Source organism: Pseudoalteromonas sp. 3J6 (assembly GCF_903995135.1).
In the GTDB taxonomy this organism is placed as follows: domain Bacteria; phylum Pseudomonadota; class Gammaproteobacteria; order Enterobacterales; family Alteromonadaceae; genus Pseudoalteromonas.
Genome location: NZ_LR877185.1, coordinates 3830687 through 3851302, shown reverse-complemented (window position 1 = coordinate 3851302; position 20616 = coordinate 3830687). Strand labels below are relative to the sequence as shown.

Sequence of the window (20616 nt, the reverse complement as noted above, 5' to 3'; positions counted from 1 at the left end):
CGGCTTACCTAGGTAAGCCGTTTTTTTATGACTGTTTTATTTCAGCGCACGCTTGTGCGCTATTTTCTCGTCTACGCAACAAAATAACGTTATAATAGAGCAATACATGATTGTGGTTATATTGGAGAGGCGCATTTGCTAGCTGTTATACGTATTTTAATAATGCTGTTGTTTATATTGTTAAGTTGTTTTTTTGGTTTGTTATTATCAATATTTAGACCATTTCATCCTAATAATGTGCACGTTATTGCAAGTTGGTTTGGTTCAATGGCTAAAATGCTTGGGGTTAAATTAGAACTAAAATATCATCCCGATGCGCTTAAGGTGGGGCCTGCTGTGTATGTAGCGAATCATCAAAATAGCTATGACTTATTTACTGTTCCAGCCATGGTGCCAAAAAATTGTGTGAGTGTTGGCAAAAAAAGTCTGAAGTGGATCCCATTTTTTGGTCAGCTTTATTGGTTGTCGGGTAATATTTTAATCGACAGAGCAAATCGCTCTAAAGCGGCAGGCACTATTTCTAAAGCAGCGGCTAAAATAAAACAAAAAGGCTTATCGGTGTGGATGTTCCCTGAGGGGACGCGTAGTTATGGTCGTGGTTTACTCCCCTTTAAAACCGGTGCGTTTCATACAGCAATGAGTGCAGAGGTACCTGTTGTGCCAGTATGTATGAACACAACCGATAAAACCATTAAACTAAATCGCTGGGATAATGGTACAATTTACATTGAAATGTTAGCCCCCATAGCACTTGATAACAGTATCAGTGCACGTGAACATGCTAAAAGTGTGCACAGCATTATGGCTGCTAAAATAACAGAATTAGATGCTCAAGTGAGAGAGAAATAATGGAAAACTGGCGTGAAATAAGTGAAGACATCGTAACTTCATTACTTGAAGATGGTTCCGACCCGGAAATTCTTTATGAAGTAGAACACCACTTTGTATGTGAAGACTTTACTAAGTTAGAACAAGCTGCACTTGCTGCGTTTAAACTAGGTTACGATGTAGAAGAGCCAGCAGAACTTGAGCTTGAAGACGGCGAAAAGATTTGGAGTTTTGACATTGTTGTTGAAGCCGAATTAGATGTTGACGTTATAATGGAAGACGTTGATAAGCTTGCACAACTCGCTGTTGAATGCGACGTAGAATACGACGGTTGGGGCACTTACTTTCAAGAGTAAGGGTTACCAATGCAAAAGGCGAACAATTATGTTCGCCTTTTTTGTGCTGTTAGATCTGCGTTGTAATTACAGCCACTTTTTATTTTTAAAGTAAATACCAATCCCACCAGTCAAAACAACCAAAAACACCACAAATGCAGTGAATGCATATGGGCTGTTTGTGCCAGGTATACCGCCAACATTGACCCCCAATAACCCAGTCAAAAATCCCAGTGGTAAAAATAAAGCAGCCACCACCGACATCACATACATACGCTGATTTAATTGCTCAGACACTTGGTTAGTAATGGTTTGCTGAATAACGAGTGCACGCTCTATTGAACTATCGAGCTCTTCTAAATAGCGAATAAGTAAATTGGTGGTTTCATTTAGCTTGGCTTTATCATCGTCAAACAGCCACGAGTAATGATTATTAACCATGTTGCTGAGCGCTTCCTTTTGTGGTTTTAAGTACCGTTTTAGCGCGATTGTTTGACGGCGAAGTTGCGACAAGCCCTGGTTATCAAACTTTTTACTAGGCTCATCAATTTCTTCTTCAAACTCATCTAAGCTTTCATCTAGTTCATCTATTACCGTTTGCATACGTGAAGTTAACTTTTGCGCTAAGCTACACACTAGATCAGAAATACTGCTAGGCCCCTCATTATTATTCAACGAGGTTAAAATATCTTGCACTGACAATAATCGGCGCTTACGGGTAGTGATCACCACATCTTTATTAATAAATAAGCGAATAGACACCATGTCTTCAGGGCTTTGCGCTGGATTTAAATTGATTCCACGTAAAAACAGCATATGGCCATTCATTGTAGGAGTAATACGAGGGCGTGTTTCATCTGCGGTAAGTGATTCAAGTTCGTAGTCGTTTAATTGGCCGCAGTTTTTTAACCAATCAACGGCTTCTTTTTGACTGTAATCCATATGTACCCACAGTTTTCCATCAGTAGGTTGCCATTGATGTAATTGTTTACTGTTTTCTATTGGGCGAGCGCCGCCTTGTTCATCAAGAATAAGCGCATGAAGTAAGCCGTTAATCATAATAATTTCTCATAGATAGTATGTTTTTAATACAGTTTTACTGTAGTGTATTTAACTTAGCTTTACTTTGAAGAGTTAAGCAACAAAAAGTTATTTTTTAGCCTATGGTTAAGTGTACACATTAGAGGGCATTGTTAACCGAGTAAACTTAAAAGATCAATCAAATCGACTTATCGAGTGGATGAATTTATTTTGCTGGTGTTTTATTAGCGGTAGCGTATAAAACACTTTTTTACTAAGGGCGCATTTATGACGACAAAAATAACAGTTGGTTGGCGTGAGTGGTTAAGTTTACCCGAGCTAGGTATCGAGCAAATTAAAGCAAAAATAGATACTGGTGCGCGTACTTCCTGTATTCATGCAATTAATATTGAAGAGTACGAAGTAGATGGCGAAAAGTGGGTTAAATTTACAGCCCAACCATTGCAAGAAGACGAGCAAACGCAAATTACCTGCAATGCCAAAGTTAAAAAAATGAAGTACGTTACCAGCTCTAGTGGCCAAAAAGAATTGCGTTACTTTATTGAAACTACATTGCATGCAGGCGAATTTAGTTGGCCAATAGAAATTACATTAACAAGTCGTGCGTCAATGAAGTTTAGAATGTTGTTAGGGCGCACAGCAATGGAAAATCGTATAGTCGTTGATCCGGCTTTATCACACTTATTATAAGGATTCGTTGAGTAGTAAATACACTTACATGTGCTTACTCAACATAATTTAGTTAAGGTTTTAACTATGAAAATTGGTATTTTATCTCGTAACAAAAAATTATATTCAACGCGTCGTTTAATTGAAGCTGCTGAGGCGCGCGGACATGAAGTGAAAGTAATTGATGCGTTACGCTCTTATATGAACATAAACTCAGAGCAACCTGAAATTCATTATCGTGGTGAAAATCTAAAAGATTTCGATGCTATCGTGCCACGTATTGGTGCATCGGTTACATTTTATGGTTGTGCTGTATTACGCCAATTTGAAATGATGGGAGTGTTCCCTGTTAATGAATCTGTGGCTATTTCTCGCTCTCGCGATAAATTACGTTCTTTGCAATTACTATCACGTAAAGGTGTAGGTATGCCGGTCACAGGCTTTGCCAGCAAGCCCGATGACGTAAAAGATTTATTAGAAATGGTAGGCGGTGCACCGGTTGTTATTAAATTACTGGAAGGTACTCAAGGTATTGGTGTGGTATTGGCTGAAACACGTAAAGCAGCTGAAAGTGTTATTGAAGCATTTATGGGCTTAAAAGCTAATATCATGGTGCAAGAGTATATTAAAGAAGCTGGCGGTGCAGACATTCGTTGTTTTGTATTGGGCGATAAAGTGATTGCAGCAATGAAACGCCAAGCGCAAGAAGGCGAGTTCCGCTCTAATCTTCATCGTGGTGGTAGTGCGACACTGGTGCGTATTACCCCAGAAGAGCGTAAAACAGCGGTTGCAGCGGCAAAAGCAATGGGCTTAAACGTTGCTGGCGTTGACCTACTTCGCTCATCTCGTGGTCCTTTGGTTATGGAAGTAAACTCATCGCCAGGCCTTGAGGGAATTGAAGTGGCAACAGGTAAAGATATCGCGGGTATGGTGATTGATTTCATCGAAAAAACGGCCTCAGTGAAAGGAACAGCAACACGTGGCAAAGGTTAAAATTAACCGTCCTTTTACCTTATTAGGTGAAAGTATTGGCGTGGGTGAGCGAAAATCACTGGCGCTGGAAGCTGCAAAGCTTTATACCCATTCACCGCTTAATATTCCTATTGAAGTGGTCAATGGTGTAATGGAAGGCCCTGTATTGATGGTATGTGCGGCAATACATGGCGATGAGCTAAATGGAGTTGAAGTAGTGCGCCAGCTACTGGCTAAAATCGACCCTAGCCAGCTACGAGGCACATTAATAGCGGTGCCGATTGTGAATGTATTTGGTTTTATTCATAAGTCGCGTTACTTGCCTGACCGTCGTGATATGAACCGAAGCTTTCCAGGTTCTGAACGTGGCTCGTTAGCAGGTCGTATGGCGTATATGTTTTTTAACCAAGTTGCTGTGCACTGTACGCATATTATAGATTTACATACGGGGGCGATTCACCGTACTAACTTACCGCAAATACGTGCTAATTTAGCCGATGAAGCTACAGCGCAAATGGCTAAGGCCTTTGGCACACCAGCTGTAATTAACGCATCACTGCGCAATGGTTCACTACGTAGTGAAGCGGCTAATTTGGGCATACCCGTTATTACCTACGAAGCCGGTGAGGCGCTGCGCTTTGACCCGATTGCGATTGCTGCGGGAGTACAAGGGGTTGATTATGTTATGCGCCATTTAAAAATGATGCGCGGTAAACGACCAAAAAAACTACCTGAGCCGATTATTGCTGGTTCAACAAGTTGGGTACGTGCTGAGGTTGACGGCATAGTAAGAGCGCAAGTATCGTTAGGTGAACGTGTCACAAAGGGGCAAATACTGGCGTATATAAGTAGCCCACTTGGCGACTCTGAGCTTGAATTACTCGCTCCACGTAGCGGTATTATTATTGGTCAGCAAACCATGCCTCTAGTAAATGAAGGCGATGCCGTATTCCACATTGCTTATTTTGCACATGCAAATAGCCTGGTAGAGCAGCAGCTAGAAACGTTTATTGATGAGATAAATGACTTAGATGATGAACTGAAAACGGCTGAGCTGAATAATTAACTTCACTGGTAAAAAATTAAAAAAGCCGCTTAAGCGGCTTTTTTAATTTTTATTTAATTACGTGGTTTTGGGCCAATAATACGTTTAATTTTAGGCGCCTTTGTTGGTTGTGGCTCTGTATTGAGAACTAACACTGGGCGGGTAACAAATAAGTTATTTGGATAAATCACCCTATGCCCATCAACGTGTTCTAGTAATACATTCATCAGCCCCATTTCAATAATGCGTCCTTCAATGGCATTGGCACCATCCACGATTCTAACCCAATAGCCTACACGGCAGTCATTTTGAATAAACATCAATAAAAACGCGGTTAAGTTGCTCAATAGAGACCAAGCAGCAAACAGCGCAACGCCTAACATGGCAAATAAGGAAGAACCTAATACTAATAAACCACGCAGCTCTATTCCCCAAAAAACTAATACTAAACACAACATAACAAAGGCGAGTATTATTTTTAATAGTAACTCTGCTCGGTATTTTCTGTGTAAGTCGATTTTACCTCTAATGGCTTTTTCGAGTAATTTTTTAGTTAGCTTTAACAGTAACGGAAAACTCAACAGCGCAATTACAGTTACGATTAACTTATATTGTGTGCTCACAAGCTCTAAAAGAGAGATTAATTCCAAAACGTATTCTCACAATAATGATAGGCGCAAAGTGTAACGTGTTAGCTTTGTGCGCAGTAGTGATTTAAAAAGAATTTTTAACGCTCAGTAGCCATTGTACCGAGTCAACATCGTTATATTTATTTAGTGGCGCGGCAATATCAAGGTGGATCATGGTACCTGCATTGGCGCGGCTTGGCGCAAGGCGTAAACCGAGTCCAACATTTTTAAGTACAGGTGTGTTTTCAATTTGATACAGGGTATTCGAGTCATTGTTATACCATGCGCGACCTACATCTAGAAAGGCTGCGCCTCCCACTTTAAACAGTTGTAGTAAGTCATACTCCCAATAGTAGCGCTTTTCTAAGCTGACTAAAAAACTCCGATCGCCATGTTGAAACTCAATAGGGTAACCGCGTAAACCTGTTTCGCCCCCGAGAGTGAGCTGCTTATCGTTGGTGAGGTTTTTTGCGTATTGCAGCCTGGCTTTTACATACCAAGACTGATCAATACTGGTATTTAAATAATATTGAATTTGGCTGGTGGTGATTAAGTTTTCAAGCTGTTTTTGTTCTTTATTCCAATAACCTTGAATATCTGCGTGAAACCGCCATAGCGTATTATCACCACTAAAATGTGCTTTGTTAAAGTTAAACGAGTAAATAGCGCGGCTATCGTCGTTACTAATTGATTCATCAGAATAACCCAGCGTAGCTTTTATATTCCAACCTAAATTTAAATCCTCGGTACGGTAAATACTGTCAAAGTTACGCACTTTTATAAAGTTATCTTCAAACCAGTGGCCGCTTACATAAGGATAACTAAGCTGCCTATTTTCAGCTAGCGGCACAGTGGTTTCATCTATGCTTTTAAATGTTTGTTGCTCATCGATATAACCTAGGCTCAAGCGCTGTGTCCAGTTATGGCTAAGGGCTTTAGAGTGACCAAAAAATACCTGATTTAGATCGGTGGTCTGTTCAAATTCACTAAATTTATCGCCCCTGAGATAGAGCGCCTCTTCTCGCTGGGTCGAGTAACTCAAGGCACCATAACTGTAAGGTGTATCGATGGCGTAAAACGGATAAGTTAGCTCAACTAAGTGGCTTTTACCGTCACTGTTATCGGCATACTCTATACGACCTCTGTAGCGTGTTGATAGGATATTTGGATCATCGTAAACAAATAAATAGCCATTACGATCACTGTCGGTTTTGCGAGCAAACGATAATCGTTTGCCCCAACCAAATAAGTTAGACTCGCGAAAGCCGATACTTGATTTATTTTCGCCACCACTGCGGCTAAAGCTAAGCTCGGGTAGCAAAGTCCACAAATCGCGAGTCACCACGGTTACATCAATATCGCCATCGCAGTTTTCGTTGGCAACAATTTGTGCGTCATATAAATAGTTTTGTTTACGCAGTAGCCGCTCAGATTCAGCCAAGGTTTTTTGATTAAAAGTATCACCCGCTTTAAACAATAAAATGCTTTTAATAACCTCAGGCTCAGTTTGTATATGTGCACGATTAGCAAAGCGAAACAGTGCGTTGTTTTCAGCTTCGAGTTCGGTATTAAAAACATTAAGTTGTTTAAGATTAATTGAGGCAATTTTAGCGTTACTATTTATCGTAAGCGGTGGAGGTTGAGACTCGATTTGTCGACGCAAATTACTTTCATTAGTTTGTAATGAGTCACCATTTGCACAGCTTTGGGCTAGTGGCGTTTCTTGCGCGTAAACGCTGAGCATAAACATACTCAAAATAGAAAGGCTAAAACAACTACGTGCAATCCATTTTCTATTTAGCATTGATCCTCTTTAGCGCTATTTTGCAAAATAAAACACTTACTCTTAGCTTACATCATTGTTATTAATATGTAAGTAAAAGTGCCAATTTAGTTTGTTTTTTATAGCAATTATAAGGTATTAGCGATAAATAGGCGTGGCCTTAGCTTAAATAAAATGTTAACGCTGCCAATAGGTTGTCGGCATCTTGACCTTCGCCGTTAATCCACACACTTTGACTGTAATGCTCAAAATTTAAATTAAAAGTGTGGTTAGCATAGTTAAAACGCAGTTGGTGACGATCAGCCCCAGCTGCAAATTCACTAATGCTAATTTCATCGCTGTGCAAAAAAAACGTTCCCCACAACTCAAAGTCTTCATCGTGCGGCAACTCTGTTGGTTTAACAATAATGCATTGATGTGTGTGATCGTATTCAAGTTCGGTCATAAGGGGCTTATTGCGTTGCTAGATAATGTCGAATTGCGGTTAAAAACTCACCGCCATATTTGTTTAATTTAGTAAAACCAACCCCCGACACTTTTAAAAATTCACTGTCGTTGGTAGGCATAAGCTGCGCCATTTCGGCCAGCGTTTTATCGTTAAATACTACATAAGGGGGTACGTCATCGGCATCGGCTAATTCTTTACGTAATGCACGTAGGCGAGCAAATAACTTTTTATCGTAATTAAACTGCGCTAATTTATCCTGATAAACGTGCTTAGCTTGTAGGCGTGGTTCAGCCAGTTGTAGCGCATACTCACTCTTTAAAATAGCGCGTGCAGCTTCGGTAAGCCGTAGTGATGCGCCTTGGGTTATATCTTGGCTTAGTAGCCCTTGGTGAATAAGTTGGCGTAAAATACTGAGCCAAAACTCACTGCTTTTATCTTTACCTATGCCATAGGTGCTGAGTTCATGATGGTTGTTATCACGAATGCGGCTGGTATTTGCGCCGCGTAATAACTCTACAATGTAACCTAAACCAAATCGTTGCTGTGCCCGATACACACACGAAAGTGCTTGTTGGGCCACCAGTGTGCCATCAAAGCTTTTTGGAGGATTTAAGCAAATATCGCAGTTACCGCACGGCTCTCGTTGGTATTCACTAAAGTAGTTTAATAATATTTGACGTCTGCAGGTCTGCGCTTCGGCAAAACTGGCCATGGCATTAAAGCGTTGCTCTTCTACACGACGGCGTTGTTCATCGTCAATATCTTCAAAAAAGCGTCTAACCCGGCCTATATCGGCGGGGTCAAAATACATAATGGCTTCTGCAGCGAGTCCATCACGTCCAGCGCGACCGGTTTCCTGATAATACGCTTCAATACTTTTTGGAATGTCATAGTGCAGTACAAAACGTACGTTAGGCTTGTTAATTCCCATACCAAAGGCAACGGTGGCAACCACAATTTGAATATCGTCACGGGCAAACCCAGTTTGCACAAATTGACGCTGTTCGTTGCTCATTCCCGCATGATAAGCCGCCGCATTAAGACCTGCATCGGCAAGCTTTTCAGCAATGTCATCAACTCGCTTGCGGCTGGTGCAATAAATAATACCGCTTTGATTTTTTTGCTCTTTCAAATAACGTAGTAATTGCACCATAGGTTTAAATTTTTCTTCTATGGTGTAACGAATATTAGGGCGGTCAAAGCTACCGGTGTGAATATATGGCTGCTGTAGCTTGAGTTGCTCAACAATATCAAAGCGGGTGGCTTTATCTGCGGTGGCAGTGAGTGCCATCATAGGTACATGTGTAAAGCGTTGCTTTAATTCATTTAACCTAAAATAATGAGGCCTAAAGTCATGTCCCCAATGAGAAACACAGTGTGCTTCATCAATAGCAAACAAACTGACATTTAAATGCGATAAGCGCTCTAAAAATTCTCTTTGCAGCACTTTCTCTGGGGCAACATAAAGTAATTTTATTAGTCCTTGATGCAACTGCTGATAGACTAACTGCTGTTCTTCACGGGCTAAGCTGTTATTTATATAAGCGGCTTTTACGCCTAGAGCTTGTAACTGAGTTACTTGATCTTGCATTAAAGAAATGAGCGGAGAGATAACAATGGTTACCCCCTCTAACACTAGTGCGGGTATTTGGTAACACACCGATTTACCACCACCGGTAGGCAATAATACTAACGAGTCTTGGCCGTTAATCGCAGCATCAATTACTGCACTTTGACCGTCGCGAAATTCACTGTAACCAAACACTTGTTTGAGTACAGTTTCAGGTTTACGCACCAGCGTACTTGGAGAGGGAGTTAGTGTATTCATCGGCGCTATTTTAGTGGTTTTTTATCAGGATGTCTTTAGCTTTCATTACTTGGTGTAAACATCGGTAATGATAACCGAGGAGGTTACAACAGCTTTAAGTTGTGCTTTACTCATCGTACCACCTTAAAACATAGAGAATAATAATGAATAAAGAAATGTTGATTGAACAAGTTGGGGCGTTGTTTGTAAATAATATGCCTTTTAACCAGTTTTTAAAAATAGCGGTGGAGTCACTTAGTACTGAACAAGCTAAAATCTCCTTTCCTTGGCAAGATGTGTTAATAGGCAACCCTGCGCAAAAAATTCTCCATGGTGGGGTTATTTCGGCGGTACTTGATAATGTGGGTGGAATGCTTGCTGCCGCCAGCGTTATAGGAAAATTAGACGATGCAGATTTACCCAGTGTACATAAAAAGTTAGCCACACTGGGGACAATAGATTTACGCACCGACTATTTACGTCCAGGCAAAGGCGAGGTATTTATTGCTAGTGCTAAGCTGATTCGCTCAGGAAATAAAGTATGTGTGTGCCGAATGGAGTTACACAATGAGCAGTCAGTACAAATTGCTTTTGGAACGGGCACGTATTTAGTTGGCTAAAAAGTGAGAGGGGGGTAAACTGACGGCCTTTTAAATCACCAAGTGGTTACTATGTCGATTGATACCGAGCAGCGAAAGGGCGCTATTTTTGCCTGCCTCGCTTTTTTTATGTGGGGCCTCGCACCCATTTATTTTAAGATGATCCAACATGTGTCAGCATTTGAAATTTTAATGCACCGTGTTATTTGGTCAGTGGTGTTTCTTATTGTGGTGGTGAGTGTGCTCAGCTACTGGGATAAAATTAAACGCATTTTAATCCAACCTAAACTTATTTTGATGTTAGTTGTTACCTCGACCTTACTAGGGTTTAACTGGGGATTGTTTATTTGGGCCATCAATAACAATCACATGTTGGATGCCAGCCTAGGTTACTACATTAATCCTCTATTAAATGTGTTGCTTGGTATGGTGTTTTTAAACGAGCGATTACGTAAGTTGCAAGGTGCTGCTGTTGCTTTAGCTTTTACAGGCGTGTTGTTACAGCTAATTAGTTTTGGCTCATTCCCCGTGGTAGCGTTTTCATTAGCGACATCTTTCGCACTATATGGCTTATTACGTAAAAAGCTACAAGTTGATGCTCTGCCTGGGATTTTAATTGAGGCATTAATATTGTTACCCGTGGCGCTTACCTATTGGTGGCTAATGGTACCGACTGAAACGTCAAATTTACCAGTGAATGATTGGCTAACTAATGCATTATTGGTGAGCGCGGGCATAGTAACTACGCTGCCACTGCTGTGTTTTACCGGCGCGGCTAAGCGTTTGCAATATACAACGTTAGGGTTTTTTCAGTATATAGGGCCTAGCCTAATGTTTATTTTAGCGGTGGTATTTTATGGTGAGGTGTTTGATGCTGAGCGCGTAATTACCTTTGCGTGTATTTGGAGCGCATTGGCTATTTTTAGTTGGGACTCATACCATCAATCGCGAAAACGCAGAAAAGCGGCCATTGTAGCCTCTGGTGTGGTTTAAAAACTAAACCACTTTATTACGACCCGACTCTTTGGCTTTGTAGAGCTTTAAGTCGGCTTGTTTTAATAGCTCATCAATCTGATAGGTTTTACTGTTGCTGAAGCCTATCGACAGCGTAAACTTGATGTTTGCTTGACTGAATTCATGACTGTTAAGCTCAATAAAAAGCCTGAAGCTCTCTAGTCGTTTTAGTGCCTCCTGTTCGGTTAGCTGAGTAAAAAATACCGCAAATTCTTCTCCGCCTAAACGGGCAATCAATTGGTTTTCAAAATATTTATTAAAGCATATCGCAAGCCCTTTAAGCACTTCATCTCCGGCATCATGACCATAGGTATCGTTAATCGCTTTAAAATGGTCAATATCAAGCATGGCGAGCTGTGCCGGCATTTTTGCTTTTTTAAACTGCTTTAATGACTTACTAGCCTCTTCAAAAAAGTAACGGCGATTAGGGAGTTTAGTTAAATAGTCGGTATTGGCTTGGCGTTTTATAGTTTCGATATGCTCTAGCATATCGACGTTTTGGCTCAACCGGCAGTAAAATTCTTCACTGTTAAAAGGTTTATATAGATAATCGTTTGCTCCATTTTTTAGAAATAAAGCAGACAAATTAGACGATGTAGCGCCTGAGATACCAATAACAGCTTTTTCGTCATTACTATAAATGCGCCTAATTTCATTACATAGCTCAATACCGCCCATGTTAGGCATTTCTTTATCGGTAATGATCACAGAGATGTCAGGGGTGTTTTCAAGCTCTTTAAGCGCCTCTAGGCCATCGGCTGCTTGAAAGATTTGATATTTATGACGTGTTAATAAATTACAAATATATTGGCGTGTTGAAGCTGAATCATCAACAACCAGTACTTTTACCTGCTTATTTCGAGGTAGGCGATAAAGCTGCTTTTCTAAATATTCGTAAGCTTGTTTATTGCCTTTGATAATGTAATCAATAATAGGGTATTTTTCGACGGTATCGCGAGTTTGATTATCGATATTGCCTGTCATAACTATGGTAGGAATATCTGCTGCAACGGTGCAGGGAACCGCTTCCCCTTGTGGGGCATCAGGTAATATAAAGTCTACCACTGCGCAAAAGTAAGCATGTTTACTTATCAGCTCTTTAGTCTCAGCCAGCGACTGAGCAATATCAACCTCGTAGCCCGCTTTTTGCGCGATATGCTTTTGCACTCGCGCAATAGTAGGGGTGTCTTCAATAATAAGTATTCTGTGCGTCACGTAACAGCCTTGTTTAAATTTTGCAAAAGTGTTTGCTTATACAAGTTGTAACTGCTAAAACGCCAAAAAGCAACTATTGTAATGACTTATAGATTGTCAGCCTCAGAATAATAATCTTGGCTGATTGGTGTTGGCCCTGAAATTTTTGAGCGACCAAATAATGTATGAAATTTTGTTTTGCAGGTTGTTAGCTTTAAGTATTTAACCCATGCTCGCTCAATGGGGTTACTTGGCTCTATGATGCCACTTATTGCATTTACAAATTGTTGTTGATATTCGTTTTGCGGCTCAACTGTTTTGTTATACAAACTTTTTAAAACAACACCGTGCTGTTCTAAAATACTTGCCTCTAACAAGGTAAAGTGTCCGCTGCGGCTAAATCCGCGTGGAAAGTTTTGATCATCATAAAACTGACGTTGACTAACAAATGCTTGACGAAGTAGTGAAATATCATTGCTCATAGCTGTACCCTCATACCAATTATTAGCTGGAGTATGGGTCATAATCGCTATTTTTTTAAACAAAAAATTTTTATCGTGAGGATAAAAAATTGGACATAGATTTATTAAAAACATTTGTTGAAGTGGTGCGTACTCGCCATTTTGGTAAAGCGGCAGAAAACCTATACATAACGCAGTCTGCAGTGAGTTTTCGAATTCGTCAATTAGAGCAGGGCTTAGGCGTAAATTTATTTATTCGCCAGCGCAATAATATTCAACTAACGGCTCCGGGTGAGCGCTTGTTGCCGCATGCACAAATGATTATTACTGGAATGCAAAGGGCCAAAGTGGATGTTGCACTTGCAGATAATATGCATAAGCAAATCAGCTTGGCTGGGACTCCTAATATTTGGGATGCGTTTTTACAGTTTGGTATTACAAATATAGTATCGGCTATGCCCGGTGTATCTTTGGTGGCAGAGGTAAAAGCACAACAAGAGAGTACTCGATTACTATTAGAGCGCACCCTTGATCTAGCCATTTTATTTGATCCACCAAAAGTAGACGAACTCGTTGTTGAACGAATTTGTGAACTACCTATTATTCCGGTTAGTGGCTACGATACCGCAACAGGCGATAACTTTTTTGATAATCAATATGTTTATGTTGATTGGGGAACTACGTTTTCTCTTTGGCACGCCCGTCAATTTACCGGTAAAACGCCGCCTTATTTTAGAACCAGTACCGGACGTATAGCCCTTGATTTAATACTGCAATGTGGCGGCAGTGCGTTTATTCCACAGGTATTAGTTAAAGACCATTTAGAAAAAGGCGAACTTTTTCATGTAAAAGGGGTAGAAAATACGTCAAGAGATGTATTTGTTGCCTATCATAGAGATAACGAACAGAAAGAGTTAATAGAAACTCTGGTTAATTTGCTGTCGCAAATGACACCGAGTTTACTGAAACAAAGTAAGTAGTCGTTAGACGGTATATTTTTAGATGTTATTTTGATTTCAGATTTAATGCAGTTTTATTAACTTAAAAAGACAAAAATATGTCCTTTGTAATATTTTTGTCATTTAGCGGTGACACACTGCTGCTGTTTTAAAAATTAGTCTATTGTGTTTATCGAGGAAATAACATGAAATTTGCAAAATCGAGCCTATGCCTAGCCTTACTTAGTGGTTTATCTTTTAATGCGCTTGCAGAAGTAGACATTTACGGTAAAGCGAATGTAACCGTTCAATCATCTGATGATGGAGAAGGGTCGTTTACTGAAATTAAAAGTAATGCATCTCGTTTCGGACTTAAGGGGTCTGAAAAAATTTCAGACGGTTTAGAAGCTGTTTATAAGTTTGAGTTTCAGGTTGATGTGTCGGACGCTGACTCAAAAGGCGATAAAGATAATATTTCAGCGCGTAATCAATATGTAGGTTTTAAAGGTTCATTTGGTCAGGTAGTAATAGGCCGTAACGATACCGCGCTAAAGCAGGCGCAAGGTAAACTTGATCTATTTAATGACCTTGAAGGTGATATTAAAAACACGTTTAAAGGTGAAAACCGTTTAGGTAACTCAGTATCTTACGCCTCAAACTCATATGAAGGCTTTAAAGTATTAGCTTCATTTATTGCAGAAGACGATAAAGATGCCAAAAATGGTTACTCAGTGGCGTTAACTTACGGTGATTCAGGCCTTAAAAAGAGCGCTGTATATGCCGCTGTTGCTGCTGATAGTGAAGTAAATGGTTACGACGTAGTACGTGCAACAGTTCAAGGTAAAATTGAAGATTTTAGACTTGGCGCAATGTACCAAACACAAGAAAAAGTAGACGGTAGCGCTGAGGCTGACGGTTACTTAGTAAATGCAGCTTATCTAATGGGTAGCAACACTTTTAAAGTGCAATATCAAACAATGGATTTTGATGACAGCGATGATAAAAGCGCAGTATCGGTAGGTGTTGATCACAAGCTAAACAAAAACCTTAAGGTATTTGGCTTTTACTCAAGTTTTGATATGGACAACAACGTTGACCAAGATTACCTAGGTTTAGGTATGGAATATAAGTTTTAACTAATACTTAGTTAAAACACTCCCTTTTAACCGCACTCAGCTGAGTGCGGTTTTTTTTGCTTTAAATTATTTACTTATCTGCGCATAATAGCCAAGCATTTGGAATGAGGTGAAACTCCTCAACTATACCCGTAACTGTAATCAGTTTTACTGTAAGTCAGATACAAGTGCCTTAAAACTTCATATAACGAGCGGGTTAACTCATTTTCTTTTTGGTACTTGTGGTACTTGTGGTACTGAGTGTGAGTTTTCCCTGCCTAGGATAATTTTTTGCACACTCAAACCGCTAAAAAAACTGCACTTCTAACCGTTAATAATGTCTCTTGGCGAGTGGGTAACACCTTAATCCTTGAGCATATTAATTTGAGTATTGAGCGTGGCAAGTTTGTTGGCTTAATTGGTCCTAATGGTGCGGGAAAATCGAGTTTACTGCGGTGCTTGTATCGATTTAATCAGCCGTCAGCGGGAGAGGTTAAATTTAATAACACCGATATTTGGCAACTAAAAAGCGAAGACTACGCAAAGCAAGTCGCCGTTGTGCTCCAAGAAACACCGTCGCAATTTAACCTCTCGTTATTCGATGTTGTGGCTCTAGGGCTTACGCCACATAAAACGTTATTCAGTTCGACCACCCAAGCAGATAAACAAAAAATAGCTCAGGCTATTAGCCATGTGGGGCTTGAATCTCATAGTACTCAATTATTTGATTCGCTATCTGGCGGTGAAAAGCAACGTGCTTTTATTGCCCGCGCTATTGTGCAGCAACCGCAACTTCTTATTATGGATGAACCAACTAGTCACCTTGATGTGAAATATCAAATTCAACTTATGGAGCTTGCTAAATCTCTAGGAATTACCGTGTTTGCGTCATTTCATGACTTAAATTTAGCTGCTGCTATGTGTGATGAATTAGTGGTTATTAAAAATGGAAAAGTTGTTGATGCAGGTAAGCCAAATAAAGTGGTCACTGAGCAGATGTTGGATGAGGTGTTTGGCGTTTGTGCACAAGTGAGCACTCACCCTCAAGTAGCTGCTTCGGGTGAGGCTATTCCACATATTACTTATTATTATGGATACCAATAATATGACGGTTTTTTCTAACCATACCGTTGCATTAATCGCTGCGCTACTATGCGCACTATTAAGTTTATTTATTGCACTAAGTTTTGGTGCGGCACCCACGTCGCTCGCAGATGTATATCAAAGCTTAACCTTTTCAAACGAGGCTTCATTTACCAGTCGTATTATTATTGAATTAAGAATGCCACGTACTTTGCTGGCTTTTTTAGCCGGGAGTGGCTTAGCGATTGCAGGTTTAATACTACAAACAGTCACCCGTAACCCCTTAGCAGATCCTTATTTATTTGGTATTTCGTCCGGCGCTTCATTAGGTGTGGTTATACTAATGTCTTTTGTGGGAGCAGGGGCGGGTATTGCGCTATCTGGGGCGGCATTAACCGGTAGTTTAGTGGCGATGGGATTATTAATTTTAATTGCTGGCAGCCAGCGTAATGCCCAAGTTGAATCGATGTTATTGGCGGGGGTAGCCTTATCATTTTTATTTAGTGCTTTTACTAGTTTGTTACTTTATTGGAGCGATCCACAAGCAGTCGCGGCTATTTTATTTTGGACTTTAGGTAGTTTTGCTAAAGCACAGTGGCAGTCGCTGCTGTTACCTGTCTTAGTCATTATAGTCTGTACAATAATCATGTTGGGTTTTAGGCGCCAGCTTAATGCCATGTTGTTAGGCGATGAAAGTGCGACAACGCTTGGCGTAAGAGTACATCGTTTTAGAATTTTAATGCTTATTTTAAGCTCGTTGATCACGGCCGTGTTAGTTGCCAACTGTGGTGGTATTGGTTTTGTTGGCTTGATGGTGCCACACATAGTGCGCTTTTTTATCTCTCAAGGTAGCCGCGTTGGATTATTAATGACCGGATTAGTTGGAGGAATATTTATGGTGTGGGTCGATGTGCTTGCTCGTTCACTATTAAGCAACCAAGAGCTGCCAATTGGGGTGATCACGGCGGCTATCGGCAGTCTATTCTTTTTAAGTATATTGTATTTTCGTAAGCGTCAGCTGGTGGTTCAATAATGAAAACACTAATGGTACAAGGCACTACCTCAGATGCGGGTAAAAGTACCTTGGTTGCAGCACTTTGCAGAGTGTTTGCTAATCAAGGTGTTAATGTTGCGCCGTTTAAACCGCAAAATATGGCGCTCAATAGTGCCGTAACGCATGATGGCGGTGAAATTGGTAGAGCACAAGCATTACAAGCCGTTGCAGCAAAAGTAGCACCTGAAATAGACTTTAACCCGATATTACTTAAACCCAATAGTGATACTGGCGCGCAAGTTATTATTCATGGTAGGGCTATCAGCAATATGGAAGCCGACTCTTACCATGACTATAAAAAAGTGGCTATGAAAGCGGTATTAACCTCGCATAATCGTTTAGCTAAACGCTTTGACTTATTGTTGGTTGAAGGGGCTGGTAGCCCAGCTGAAATTAACTTACGCGCAAACGATATCGCCAATATGGGCTACGCCGAAAAGGTCGATTGCCCGGTAATTATTATTGCAGATATTGATAAAGGGGGTGTGTTTGCTCACCTAGTAGGAACTTTGGCGCTATTAAGCGAGTCAGAGCAAGCACGGGTAAAAGGCTTTGTTATTAATCGTTTTCGTGGTGACATTAGCTTATTACAAGGCGGGTTAGATTGGCTTGAAGAGTACACAGGTAAACCTGTGTTAGGGGTGTTACCCTACCTACACGATTTAGCTCTTGATGCCGAAGATGCCGTTGCCATAGATAATAATGTGACCGAAGCCAGCATTAATATTGCGGTACTGCTGGTGCCTCATATTAGTAACCACACTGATTTTGATGCACTGCGATTGCACCCAAATATAAATATAACCTATGTGCGTCATACTCAAGCGATTCCATCCGTTGACTTAATCATTATGCCTGGCAGTAAAAATGTACTTAGTGATTTGGTATTTTTAAAAAATGAAGGCTGGGATCAGCAAATTAAACGCCACTTACGTTATGGTGGCAAAGTACTGGGTATTTGCGGCGGTATGCAAATGTTAGGTAATACTATTAGCGACCCCAATGCGGTGGAATCATCATTAGGGCAAATGGCTGGGTTAGCACTTAGTGATTTTGATACCACATTAGGTGAACAAAAAGTGCTAAGCCAAGTAAACGCCACTATTAGTTTAAACCAGCAGCAGGTTGCTTGTCAGGGTTACGAAATACATGCTGGGATCAGTAAAGGTCAAGCGCTCAATAAACCACTTATTCACTTTAATAAACACCCAAATGGCTTTGAAACTGATGGTTTTATTAGTGATGATAATGCTATTGCTGGTACTTATTTACATGGCTTATTTGACAACGCAGCCGCTACAGAGCTGCTATTAAAGTGGCTAAAACCAGACAGTGAAATTAGTGGTATCAGCATCAATGAGCATCGCGAGCGCCAGCTAGAACGCCTCGCTGAAATGTGCCAAACACATTTAAACATTGAACAAATTATTAAAATTTACCAAGGACATAACAATGACTGAATCAACAAACGACAAGCACCAACAGCGCCAGCAAAAAGTAAAAGAACAAGTTGATGCTCGAGTAGCAGCGGCACAGCAAGAAAAAGGCATTTTTCAGGTTATTACTGGTAATGGCAAAGGTAAATCAACCTCTGGTTTTGGTGTGGTTGCACGCTGTGTTGGCCATGGTAAAAAGGCCGCGGTATGTCAGTTCATTAAAGGTACATGGGAATGTGGTGAGCGTAATTTACTACAAGGAGCTGGAGTTGAATTTGCTGTTATGAACACAGGTTTTACATGGGATACGCAAAATAAAGAGGCCGATACTGCGGCAGCACAAGCAACATGGCAAGAGTCAAAGCGGATGCTAAGTGATAGCAGTATCGATGTGGTATTACTCGATGAGCTCACCTATATGGTGACCTATGGCTATATCGACCTTGAGGAAGTGGTTGCTGCAATTAACAACCGACCTGCAATGCAATCGGTAATTATTACTGGCCGTGCTGCGCACCGTACCTTAATTGAGCTGGCCGATACTGTAAGTGAAGTGCGTAATGTAAAGCATGCGTTTGAGTCGGGCGTAAAAGCACTAAAAGGCTTTGATTATTAATGTTAAAACGTATTGTTGTTGGGCTGTTATTGTTTGCTGTTTATGTACCTCAAGCCTTAGCCGACAAGCCGCTTCGTATTGTGGCTTTGGCACCACACATAGTCGAAAATTTATATGCCATTGGGGCGGGTGATCTAATAGTGGGCACGCTGGATTACGCAGATTACCCACAAGAGGCGACTAAAATTGAGCGTATCGGCGGCTATAATGGCATTTCTATCGAAAAGTTACTCATGCTCAAGCCTGACATGGTCATTGCGTGGAAAAGCGGTAATCAGGCAGAAGATTTAGCACAAATTAAGCGACTAGGGATTGAATTGCATTTAAGTAATCCACGCTCTATTGAAGGCGTAGCTAAGGAAATACTAAAATTAGGTCAATTAACCGGTCATATTGAGCAAAGTAAAAAAGTAGCTGAGGCATTTACAGTTAAGCTCAACGCAATTAAAGCCGCGCAGCATAATAAAACCATGCTTACTGGGTTTTATCAGCTGTGGCCAGAGCCTATGATGACGGTATCAAAAAATACCTGGATAAATCAGTTAATCGAAACCTGCCAAGTAACCAATGTATTTGCCGACAGCGACACAGATTACCCACAAATCAGCATTGAAAACGTGATAGTGACTAAGCCACAAGTTATTATTATTCCTGATGAAAAATCAAAACGGGTAATACCTACAGTTAATTGGCAGCAATGGCCTGAAATTCCGGCGGTTAAATATGAGCAATTTATTAGCGTTAACGCGGATTTATTACATCGTTTTTCCCCTAGAATGCTTGATGGGTTAGCACAAATGTGTGACAAAGTTGAGATATCTAGAAAACTTATTAAGAGTCAATCATGAGCAACTGGTCATCTTTTTTAAATCACGAACTTAGCCAAGAATATATGCAGCAAACCCTTGAATATGTTGCGAATAAACGATCAAACGGTATTGCTGTGTTTCCACCAGAACCGCAGGTGTTTAACGCGTTTGATGCAACTCCACTTAGTGACATTAAAGTGGTTATATTAGGTCAAGACCCTTACCATGGAGAAGGGCAAGCGCATGGCTTGTGTTTTTCTGTATTGCCTGAAGTTAAAAAGCTCCCGCCTTCACTTAAAAATATTTATAAAGAGTTAGTGACTGACATTAATGGTTTTATTACACCGGAGCATGGCTATTTACAAAGCTGGGCAGATCAAGGTGTGTTTTTGCTTAATACCGTACTAACAGTAGAGCAAGGGCAAGCCCATTCCCATAAACATTTAGGTTGGGAGCAATTTACCGATAACGTAATTACTCATATAAATGAGCATTGCCAAGGAGTGGTGTTTATTTTGTGGGGCGCACATGCACAAAAAAAAGGTAAAAGCATTGATCGCCAGCGCCATCATGTATTGTCTGGGCCGCACCCTTCACCGCTTTCAGCGCATCGCGGCTTTTTTGGCTGTCAGCACTTTTCAAAAACCAATGAACTGTTAATAGCGCAAGGAGCACAGCCCATTAATTGGCAAGTATAGGGTAATTGGTATTAAAAAAGGCTTTCATAAATGAAAGCCTTT

The 20616-nt window shown here is 40.6% G+C and carries 22 protein-coding genes and 1 riboswitch; of the genes, 15 read left to right on the top strand and 7 right to left on the bottom strand.

Going from position 1 to position 20616, the window contains the following annotated elements; all coding sequences use genetic code 11:
• The first annotated feature begins 135 nt into the window (after positions 1-135).
• Entirely contained in the window at positions 136-849 is a 714-nt protein-coding gene (locus tag P3J6_RS17645) for a 1-acylglycerol-3-phosphate O-acyltransferase (RefSeq protein WP_178956564.1), read from the top strand.
• Positions 849-1184 (top strand): ribonuclease E inhibitor RraB, encoded by a 336-nt coding sequence (gene rraB, locus P3J6_RS17640; protein ID WP_008110603.1) that lies wholly within the window; start codon positions 849-851, stop codon positions 1182-1184. Before P3J6_RS17645 ends, rraB begins: the two co-directional genes overlap by 1 nt.
• A gap of 66 nt (positions 1185-1250) precedes the next feature.
• On the opposite strand, the gene P3J6_RS17635 is transcribed toward rraB, so the two are convergent.
• The gene (locus P3J6_RS17635; protein WP_198523672.1) at positions 1251-2222 is read right to left on the bottom strand and encodes a zinc transporter ZntB; all 972 of its coding nucleotides are present in this window, start codon (positions 2220-2222) and stop codon (positions 1251-1253) included.
• 249 nt (positions 2223-2471) lie between these two features.
• Here P3J6_RS17635 and P3J6_RS17630 point away from each other — a divergent pair, with 249 nt between their 5' ends.
• From P3J6_RS17630 to P3J6_RS17620, 3 genes are all read left to right on the top strand, one after another.
• On the top strand, positions 2472-2894 hold the full coding sequence (locus P3J6_RS17630; RefSeq protein WP_010391555.1) for an ATP-dependent zinc protease family protein: 423 nt from the start codon (positions 2472-2474) through the stop codon (positions 2892-2894).
• A 66-nt stretch (positions 2895-2960) separates the two neighbouring features.
• Positions 2961-3866 (top strand): 30S ribosomal protein S6--L-glutamate ligase, encoded by a 906-nt coding sequence (gene rimK / locus P3J6_RS17625; protein WP_008467750.1) that lies wholly within the window; start codon positions 2961-2963, stop codon positions 3864-3866.
• Positions 3853-4911, top strand: coding sequence for a succinylglutamate desuccinylase/aspartoacylase family protein (locus tag P3J6_RS17620; RefSeq protein ID WP_198523671.1), 1059 nt, complete (start codon positions 3853-3855; stop codon positions 4909-4911). Before rimK ends, P3J6_RS17620 begins: the two co-directional genes overlap by 14 nt.
• Before the next feature lie 53 nt (positions 4912-4964).
• On the opposite strand, the gene P3J6_RS17615 is transcribed toward P3J6_RS17620, so the two are convergent.
• The 4 genes from P3J6_RS17615 to recQ form a co-directional block, all read right to left on the bottom strand.
• Positions 4965-5540, bottom strand: coding sequence for a mechanosensitive ion channel domain-containing protein (locus tag P3J6_RS17615; protein WP_198523670.1), 576 nt, complete (start codon positions 5538-5540; stop codon positions 4965-4967).
• Between the two features lie 64 nt (positions 5541-5604).
• Positions 5605-7323, bottom strand: coding sequence for a POTRA domain-containing protein (locus tag P3J6_RS17610; RefSeq protein ID WP_198523669.1), 1719 nt, complete (start codon positions 7321-7323; stop codon positions 5605-5607).
• A gap of 139 nt (positions 7324-7462) precedes the next feature.
• Entirely contained in the window at positions 7463-7747 is a 285-nt protein-coding gene (locus tag P3J6_RS17605) for a DUF3630 family protein (protein ID WP_010391549.1), read from the bottom strand.
• Between the two features lie 7 nt (positions 7748-7754).
• Positions 7755-9578: a DNA helicase RecQ gene (gene recQ / locus P3J6_RS17600; RefSeq protein ID WP_138606651.1), complete on the bottom strand. Its 1824-nt coding sequence runs from the start codon at positions 9576-9578 to the stop codon at positions 7755-7757.
• Positions 9579-9721: 143 nt separating this feature from the next.
• On the opposite strand from recQ, the gene P3J6_RS17595 reads away from it, so the two are divergent.
• Entirely contained in the window at positions 9722-10177 is a 456-nt protein-coding gene (locus P3J6_RS17595; protein WP_076918432.1) for a thioesterase family protein, read from the top strand.
• Between the two features lie 51 nt (positions 10178-10228).
• A complete protein-coding gene (gene rarD, locus P3J6_RS17590) occupies positions 10229-11149 on the top strand; it encodes an EamA family transporter RarD (protein WP_198523668.1) in 921 nt (306 codons plus the stop codon).
• 3 nt (positions 11150-11152) lie between these two features.
• On the opposite strand, the gene P3J6_RS17585 is transcribed toward rarD, so the two are convergent.
• Both P3J6_RS17585 and P3J6_RS17580 read right to left on the bottom strand, forming a co-directional pair.
• Positions 11153-12385 (bottom strand): GGDEF domain-containing response regulator, encoded by a 1233-nt coding sequence (locus P3J6_RS17585; RefSeq protein ID WP_198523667.1) that lies wholly within the window; start codon positions 12383-12385, stop codon positions 11153-11155.
• Positions 12386-12471: 86 nt separating this feature from the next.
• Positions 12472-12846, bottom strand: a complete 375-nt coding sequence (locus P3J6_RS17580) for a DUF413 domain-containing protein (protein WP_138606645.1) — start codon at positions 12844-12846, stop codon at positions 12472-12474.
• A gap of 89 nt (positions 12847-12935) precedes the next feature.
• On the opposite strand from P3J6_RS17580, the gene P3J6_RS17575 reads away from it, so the two are divergent.
• From P3J6_RS17575 to ung, 8 genes are all read left to right on the top strand, one after another.
• Positions 12936-13805: a LysR family transcriptional regulator gene (locus tag P3J6_RS17575; RefSeq protein ID WP_008467766.1), complete on the top strand. Its 870-nt coding sequence runs from the start codon at positions 12936-12938 to the stop codon at positions 13803-13805.
• A gap of 164 nt (positions 13806-13969) precedes the next feature.
• Entirely contained in the window at positions 13970-14899 is a 930-nt protein-coding gene (locus P3J6_RS17570) for a porin (RefSeq protein WP_198523666.1), read from the top strand.
• Positions 14900-14948: 49 nt separating this feature from the next.
• Positions 14949-15086: riboswitch (cobalamin riboswitch) on the top strand.
• An 83-nt stretch (positions 15087-15169) separates the two neighbouring features.
• The gene (locus tag P3J6_RS17565; protein WP_016900548.1) at positions 15170-15982 is read left to right on the top strand and encodes an ABC transporter ATP-binding protein; all 813 of its coding nucleotides are present in this window, start codon (positions 15170-15172) and stop codon (positions 15980-15982) included.
• 1 nt (position 15983) lies between these two features.
• Positions 15984-16994 (top strand): FecCD family ABC transporter permease, encoded by a 1011-nt coding sequence (locus P3J6_RS17560; RefSeq protein WP_010391540.1) that lies wholly within the window; start codon positions 15984-15986, stop codon positions 16992-16994.
• The gene (locus tag P3J6_RS17555) at positions 16994-18475 is read left to right on the top strand and encodes a cobyric acid synthase (RefSeq protein WP_198523665.1); all 1482 of its coding nucleotides are present in this window, start codon (positions 16994-16996) and stop codon (positions 18473-18475) included. The genes P3J6_RS17560 and P3J6_RS17555 overlap by 1 nt, the downstream gene beginning before the upstream one ends.
• Positions 18468-19067: a cob(I)yrinic acid a,c-diamide adenosyltransferase gene (gene cobO / locus P3J6_RS17550; RefSeq protein WP_010391538.1), complete on the top strand. Its 600-nt coding sequence runs from the start codon at positions 18468-18470 to the stop codon at positions 19065-19067. The genes P3J6_RS17555 and cobO overlap by 8 nt, the downstream gene beginning before the upstream one ends.
• On the top strand, positions 19067-19915 hold the full coding sequence (locus tag P3J6_RS17545) for a cobalamin-binding protein (protein ID WP_198523664.1): 849 nt from the start codon (positions 19067-19069) through the stop codon (positions 19913-19915). Before cobO ends, P3J6_RS17545 begins: the two co-directional genes overlap by 1 nt.
• Positions 19912-20574, top strand: a complete 663-nt coding sequence (gene ung / locus P3J6_RS17540) for a uracil-DNA glycosylase (RefSeq protein ID WP_198523663.1) — start codon at positions 19912-19914, stop codon at positions 20572-20574. The genes P3J6_RS17545 and ung overlap by 4 nt, the downstream gene beginning before the upstream one ends.
• The last annotated feature ends 42 nt before the right edge of the window (positions 20575-20616 follow it).